This window comes from Brevundimonas sp., assembly GCF_023259385.1.
In the GTDB taxonomy this organism is placed as follows: Bacteria; Pseudomonadota; Alphaproteobacteria; order Caulobacterales; family Caulobacteraceae; genus Brevundimonas.
In genome coordinates this window covers 1-5,525 of the sequence record NZ_JAHFPF010000099.1, presented here as the reverse complement: position 1 = coordinate 5,525, position 5,525 = coordinate 1, and the positions used below count along the sequence as shown (strand labels likewise).

Below are 5,525 nucleotides of genomic sequence, written 5' to 3'. Positions count from 1 at the left end.
CGCCCGGCGACGAGACGCGGGTTCAGATGCCCCACCCCGAAATCTTCAAGGCGCTGCGCACCGGCATGCTGCTGCTGCTGGACGACGGGCGGGTGCGGCTGCGCGTCGGCGAGCGCCATGACACCTGGGCCGACGTCACGGTCGAGAGCGGCTCCAAGCTGTCGGACCGCAAGGGCGTCGCGGTGCCCGAGGCGGTGATCCCGGTCTCGGCCCTGACCCCCAAGGACCGCGAGGACCTGGCCTTCGCCCTGCGCATCGGCGTGGACTGGGTCGCCCTCAGCTTCGTCCAGAAGGCCGAGGACATGGCCGAGCTGAAGCAACTGGTGAAGGGACGGGCCGCCTGCCTGGCCAAGATCGAGAAGCCGCAGGCCCTGGCCCAGCTGGAGAGCATCCTGGACTACTGCGACGGCGTCATGGTCGCCCGCGGCGACCTGGGGGTCGAGCTGGAGCCGGAGGAGGTCCCGGTGGCGCAGAAGCAGATCATCCGCTCCGCCCGCCAGCGCGGCGTGCCGGTGATCGTGGCGACGCAGATGCTGGAATCGATGACCGCGTCGCCGGCGCCGACCCGCGCCGAGGCGTCCGATGTCGCCAACGCCGTCTATGAGGGCGCGGACGCGATGATGCTGTCGGCCGAGACCGCCTCGGGCCAGTATCCTCTGGAAGCCGTGGGCATCATGAGCCGTATCATCGAGCGGGTGGAGCAGGATCCCCTGTGGCCCAGCCTGATGGACGCCGAGCACGCGGGCATGGAGGAGCACGACGTCGACGCCCTGGTCGCCGCCGCCCGCAAGGCCGCGGACTCGCAGGCGACGGCCTGTATCGTGGTCTTCACGACCCTGGGCGGGACCGCTCGACGCATGGCCCGCGAACGGCCGCTGCAGCCGATCCTGACCCTGACGCCCAATCCCGACACCGCGCGCCGTCTTGCGCTGGTCTGGGGACTGGAGACCCGGCTGGGCAAGGAGCCGACCTCGCTGGAGGACGTCACCGAGGACGCGGTGAACAGCGCGATGACCTACGGCCTGGCCGAGCCCGGCCAGCGCATCCTGATCCTGGCGGGCACGCCCTTCGGCGCGCCGGGGGCTGCGAATCTGCTGCGTCTGGCGCATGCTCCGACCAAGAAGGGCGGCAAGGGCCGCGCCTGATCCCTCGCGAAGGGGGCGTCTTGATCAAATACATCGGCTCCAAGCGCGCCTTGCTGGGCCAGGTGACAGCGACGGTCGCGACCCTGCTGCCGCAGGGCGGGACGGTCTGCGACCTGTTTTCCGGCTCGGCCCGGGTGGGGCACGCGCTGAAGGGACAGGGCTTCCGGGTCTGGTCCAACGATCACAACGCCTACGCCCACACCCTGGCCACCGCCTATGTGCAGGCCGACCGCGAGCGCTGGCTGGAGCGGGCCGAGGTCGTGCTGGCCGAGCTGCGCACGGTCACGCCGGCGCGCGGCTGGTTCACCAAGGCCTTTTGCGAGGACGCCCGCTTCTTCCATCCCGACAACGGCGCGGTGGTGGACGCCATGCGCGACCGGATCACCGCCCTGGCGCTTGAGCCGGAGTTGGAGGCCATCGCCCTGGTCGCCCTGATGGAGGCGGCGGACCGGGTGGATTCCACGGCGGGCCTGCAGATGGCCTATATGAAGACTTGGGCCCCGAGGGCGCTGAAGCCGCTGGAATTGCGCATGCCGGACATCCTGCCGGGTGTCGCGGGCGGACCCTGCCGAGCGACCCATGCGGATGCGGTGGCCCTCGCGCCGGAGATCGAGGCCGACCTCGTTTACCTGGATCCGCCCTACAACCAGCATTCCTATCTGGGGAACTATCACTGCTGGGAAAGTCTGGTGCTGTGGGACAAGCCCGAGACCTATGGCGTCGCCAACAAGCGGATCGACGTGAAGACCCGCAAGAGCGCCTTCAACAGCCGCCCCGGCATCGGCCCGGCGCTGGAGGCGGTGATCGGCGGGCTGAAGGCGCCGAACCTGGTCGTGTCCTTCAACGACGAGGGTTATCTGAGCCGCGAGCAGCTGGTGGCCATGCTGTCCACGCGCGGCGAGGTGCAGGTGATCGAGATCGCCCGGCCCCGCTACGTCGGCGCCCGCATCGGCATCCACAGCCCCAAGGGTGAGAAGGTCGGGACGGTCGGACGGTTGCGCAACGTCGAATACCTGTTCGTGGTCGGCGAGCGCCGGCTGGACCTCGCCGACGCCGCTTAAGGGAACGGTCGGAGTCCGGGGCCGTTGTGTCCGCCATGGAACCGTTGTCGATGACCCCTTCGCACCGGCTGCACGGCGCCCGCGCCTATGGCCGGGCCGCTGACGCCTTCGAGGCGGTGGCGTGGAAACCGCCCACCGCCGCCCGCTTCCGCACCGAGATCGCCAACGACGCGCCGGTCGTACCCGAGCCGACGGTCGGCGACATGGTTCGCGCCATCCCCGGCTGGGCCGTGATCGTCGGCGGCGGAGTCGTGGCGGCGCTGATGGGCGCCCTGCTGGGCGGGGCGCTGCAGATCTAGAGTTTAGCTTCCCAGCAGAGCCTTCACCGGACCCCAGCTGCGCCGGTGTTCGGGGCAGGGGCCGTGGGTCTGCAGCGCTTCAGAGTGGATCGGCGCGTTGTAGCCCTTGTGCCGGGCGAAGCCGTAGGCCGGATAAAGCGTATCAAGCTCGATCATCACCCGATCCCGCGCCGTCTTGGCCAGGATTGACGCGGCCGCGATGGACAGGCTGAGGCCGTCGCCGCCGACGACCGTCTGGATCGGGCAAGGCAGCTTGAAGCGGTAGTTGCCGTCGACCAGCGCCGCGACCGGCGGGATCGCCATGGCCTCGATGGCCCGGCACATGGCCAGGCCGGTGGCGCCGATGATGTTCAGCTCCTCGATCTCGCGCGCCGAGGCGAAGCCGACGCCCCAGGCCAGCGCCCGGGCCTTGATCTGGGGCTCCAGCGCCGCGCGGCGCTTTTCAGTCAGGACCTTGGAGTCGTCCATGCCCTCGGGGAGGTCGTCGGGGTTCAGGATCACCGCCGCCGCCGAGACGGGACCGGCCCAGGGTCCGCGCCCGGCCTCGTCCACGCCGCAAACCAGGCCGCCGCTGGATTGGGCCAGCAGGGTCTCGAGCGCCAGGGTCGGGAAGGTGCGGTCAGAACTCACGGGCGGGGCATCGCACGAACCTGGGCGTGACGGAAGCAGGTCGTCTGGTGATCGTTGACCATGCCCACGGCCTGCATGAAGGCATAGACGATCACCGGGCCGCAGAAGTTGAAGCCGCGCTTCTTCAGCGCCTTGGCCATGGCGACGGACGCTTCGGTCTGGGTCGGGGCGTCGCGGAAATCGGCCCACTCGTTCTGGATCGGCGCCCCGCCGACGAAGGACCAGAGCCAGGCGGAGAAGTCTTCGCCATTGTCGCGCATCTCCAGCCAGATCTGCGCGCCGCGGATGGCGGCGTTGATCTTGGCGCGCGAGCGGATGATGCGGGCGTCGCCCAGCAGGCGCTGGATGTCGTCCTCGCCGTAGCGGGCGACGATCTCGGGATCGAAGCCGTGGAAGGCGTCGCGCAGGCCTTCGCGCTTCCTCAGGATGGTGATCCACGCCAGCCCGGCCTGGAAGCCGTCCAGCACCAGCTTCTCCCACAGGGCGCGGGCGTCGTACTCGGGCACGCCCCATTCCTCGTCGTGATAGGCGATGTAGAGCGGGTCGGCGGTTCCGCACCAGCCGCAGCGGCCGTCGGCGTGTGAGTCGGTCATGGCGCGGAGGATGCCTCCGACGCCGCGTCAGTGAAAGGCGGCGGCCGTCAGGCCGCCTCGTCCTTGGCGGGCATGACCTCGCCGACGGTCATGCGGCTGCGGTCGTGGATCAGCTGGATGTCGCGGGGGCGCACGATCTCGTTGCAGTGGCCGCAGGCGATGCGGGGCGACAGGTCGTGGCCGCATTCCTTGTGGACCATGGTCAGGCCGGCGTTCTCCTCGCCGTAGACATGCTTGGCGCCCCAGGCGTGCAGGGTGACCAGCACGCCGTACAGGTCCTTGCCCTTGGCGGTCAGGACGTACTCGTTGCGCGGCGGGCGCTCGGAATAGAGGCGGGGCTCCAGCACGCCGTGCTGCACCAGGGTCTTGAGCCGAGCGGCCAGCACGTTGCGGGCGACGCCGAGACGCTCCTGCCACTGCTCAAAGCGGCTGACGCCGTTGAAGGCGTCGCGGATGACCAGCATCGTCCACGGGTCGCCGATCACCTCGAGGGTGGCGGCGACGGTGCAGCTCTGGCGAGAGTAGTCGGCTGTGCGTCCCATGACGCAAAGGTGACGCCGCGTCAGGCGATTTGCAAGAGGGTTGCCAATCTGAACCCACTAGGTCAGTCTTGTTTGGCTACGGACACGTTCCGGCGCATGCCCGACGTATCCTTATCCCTCGACTTCCGGGCGGAAGATTCCAGTCTTCCGCCCGCTCTTTCCTGCCGATAGACCGATCGCATGACGCACCAGACCCTCGACGAAGCCCTGACCCTGACCGAGGACGGACAGGGCGGCCTGATCGCGCCGATGACCGGCTCATTCTCCAATGCGCCGACGGCGTGGCCGGCCGAGAAGGGCTCGCCCTTCGGCGGGCTGATGGCGGCGCTGGCGGCCAAGGCGGCGCGCGAGACGCTGGGGATCACGGCGCCGCTGCGCACCGTGGCGACCCAGTTCCTGATCGGGGCCAGGTTCGAGCCGCTGACCATCACCAGCGAGCTGCTGCGCGGCGGCCGTTCGGCGGCCTACGCTTCGGTGCGGGCGGGGCAGGGCGACCGGCTGGCGATGAGCGGCCTGATCACCTTCGGCCAGCCCGGCGACGGGCCGGAGCTGCGCGCCGCCTCCATCACCCCGCCGCCGCTGCTGGAGCAGCCGCTGACGCCGATGGACCCGCAGTTCGGACCGCACTTCATTCGCCATGTGGAGCACCGCTTCGTCGGCGGCATCCAGCTGTTCGGCAAGAACGAGACCGACCGGATGGGGGTGTGGATGCGCACCGTCGACGGCAAGCCGCTGGACGAGGCCCGGCTGGCCTTCCTGCTGGACGCCACCTTCCCGGTCTATTGGACCATGCTGCCGCCGCCGCCCGCGGTCTCGGCCACCGCCGACCTGCGCTACGACTTCTTCGGCCCGGTGCCGGAGGACGCGGCGCCGGACGGCTGGACCTATTTCGAGTTCGTCTCGCGCGACAGTCACGGCGGCTGGACGGTCGAGGACGCGACGGCCTGGGCCCAGGACGGGCGGCCGCTGGCGGTCGGGCGTCAGCTTCGCAAGGTGCTGGCCTCGCGGGCGCCGAGAGCCTGAACGACGAAAGCCGGCCGCGCTTGCGCACGACCGGCCTCCGTCATCCCTTCACGCACACCACTTGCCGCAGGGTGTGCACGACCTCGATCAGCTCGGACTGGGCCGCGATCACGGCGTCGATGTCCTTGTAGGCCATCGGCGTTTCGTCGATCACGTCCGCGTCCTTGCGGCACTCGACGCCCTGGGTGGCGCGGACGTGGTCCTCCACCGTGAAGCGCCGCTTGGCCTCGGT

8 protein-coding genes are annotated in these 5,525 nt (G+C 69.8%); 4 read left to right on the top strand and 4 right to left on the bottom strand.

Going from position 1 to position 5,525, the window contains the following annotated elements:
• The 3 genes from pyk to Q0C81_RS09200 all read left to right on the top strand — a co-directional run.
• A partial coding sequence (gene pyk / locus Q0C81_RS09210) for a pyruvate kinase (protein WP_291836751.1) occupies positions 1-1,145 on the top strand: 1,145 nt, incomplete at its 5' end.
• Positions 1,146-1,165: 20 nt separating this feature from the next.
• On the top strand, positions 1,166-2,206 hold the full coding sequence (locus Q0C81_RS09205) for a DNA adenine methylase (RefSeq protein WP_291836749.1): 1,041 nt from the start codon (positions 1,166-1,168) through the stop codon (positions 2,204-2,206).
• Between the two features lie 50 nt (positions 2,207-2,256).
• Positions 2,257-2,505: a hypothetical protein gene (locus Q0C81_RS09200; RefSeq protein ID WP_291836747.1), complete on the top strand. Its 249-nt coding sequence runs from the start codon at positions 2,257-2,259 to the stop codon at positions 2,503-2,505.
• Between the two features lie 3 nt (positions 2,506-2,508).
• On the opposite strand, the gene Q0C81_RS09195 is transcribed toward Q0C81_RS09200, so the two are convergent.
• From Q0C81_RS09195 to Q0C81_RS09185, 3 genes are read right to left on the bottom strand one after another with little or no spacing between them, the layout of a single operon-like run.
• A complete protein-coding gene (locus Q0C81_RS09195) occupies positions 2,509-3,108 on the bottom strand; it encodes a ribonuclease HII (RefSeq protein ID WP_291836767.1) in 600 nt (199 codons plus the stop codon).
• A gap of 23 nt (positions 3,109-3,131) precedes the next feature.
• Positions 3,132-3,728 (bottom strand): DNA-3-methyladenine glycosylase I, encoded by a 597-nt coding sequence (locus tag Q0C81_RS09190; RefSeq protein WP_291836745.1) that lies wholly within the window; start codon positions 3,726-3,728, stop codon positions 3,132-3,134.
• Positions 3,729-3,775: 47 nt separating this feature from the next.
• Complete coding sequence (locus Q0C81_RS09185) at positions 3,776-4,270, bottom strand: helix-turn-helix domain-containing protein (RefSeq protein WP_291836744.1); 495 nt, start codon at positions 4,268-4,270, stop codon at positions 3,776-3,778.
• A gap of 180 nt (positions 4,271-4,450) precedes the next feature.
• Between Q0C81_RS09185 and Q0C81_RS09180 the strand changes: the two genes are divergently transcribed.
• Positions 4,451-5,293 carry a thioesterase family protein gene (locus Q0C81_RS09180; protein ID WP_291836743.1) on the top strand — a complete coding sequence of 281 codons (843 nt, stop codon included), beginning with the start codon at positions 4,451-4,453 and terminating at the stop codon, positions 5,291-5,293.
• Between the two features lie 40 nt (positions 5,294-5,333).
• Here Q0C81_RS09180 and Q0C81_RS09175 read toward each other — a convergent pair.
• Positions 5,334-5,525, bottom strand: a 192-nt coding sequence (locus Q0C81_RS09175; protein WP_291836742.1) for an RtcB family protein, incomplete at its 5' end; no start/stop codon positions are given.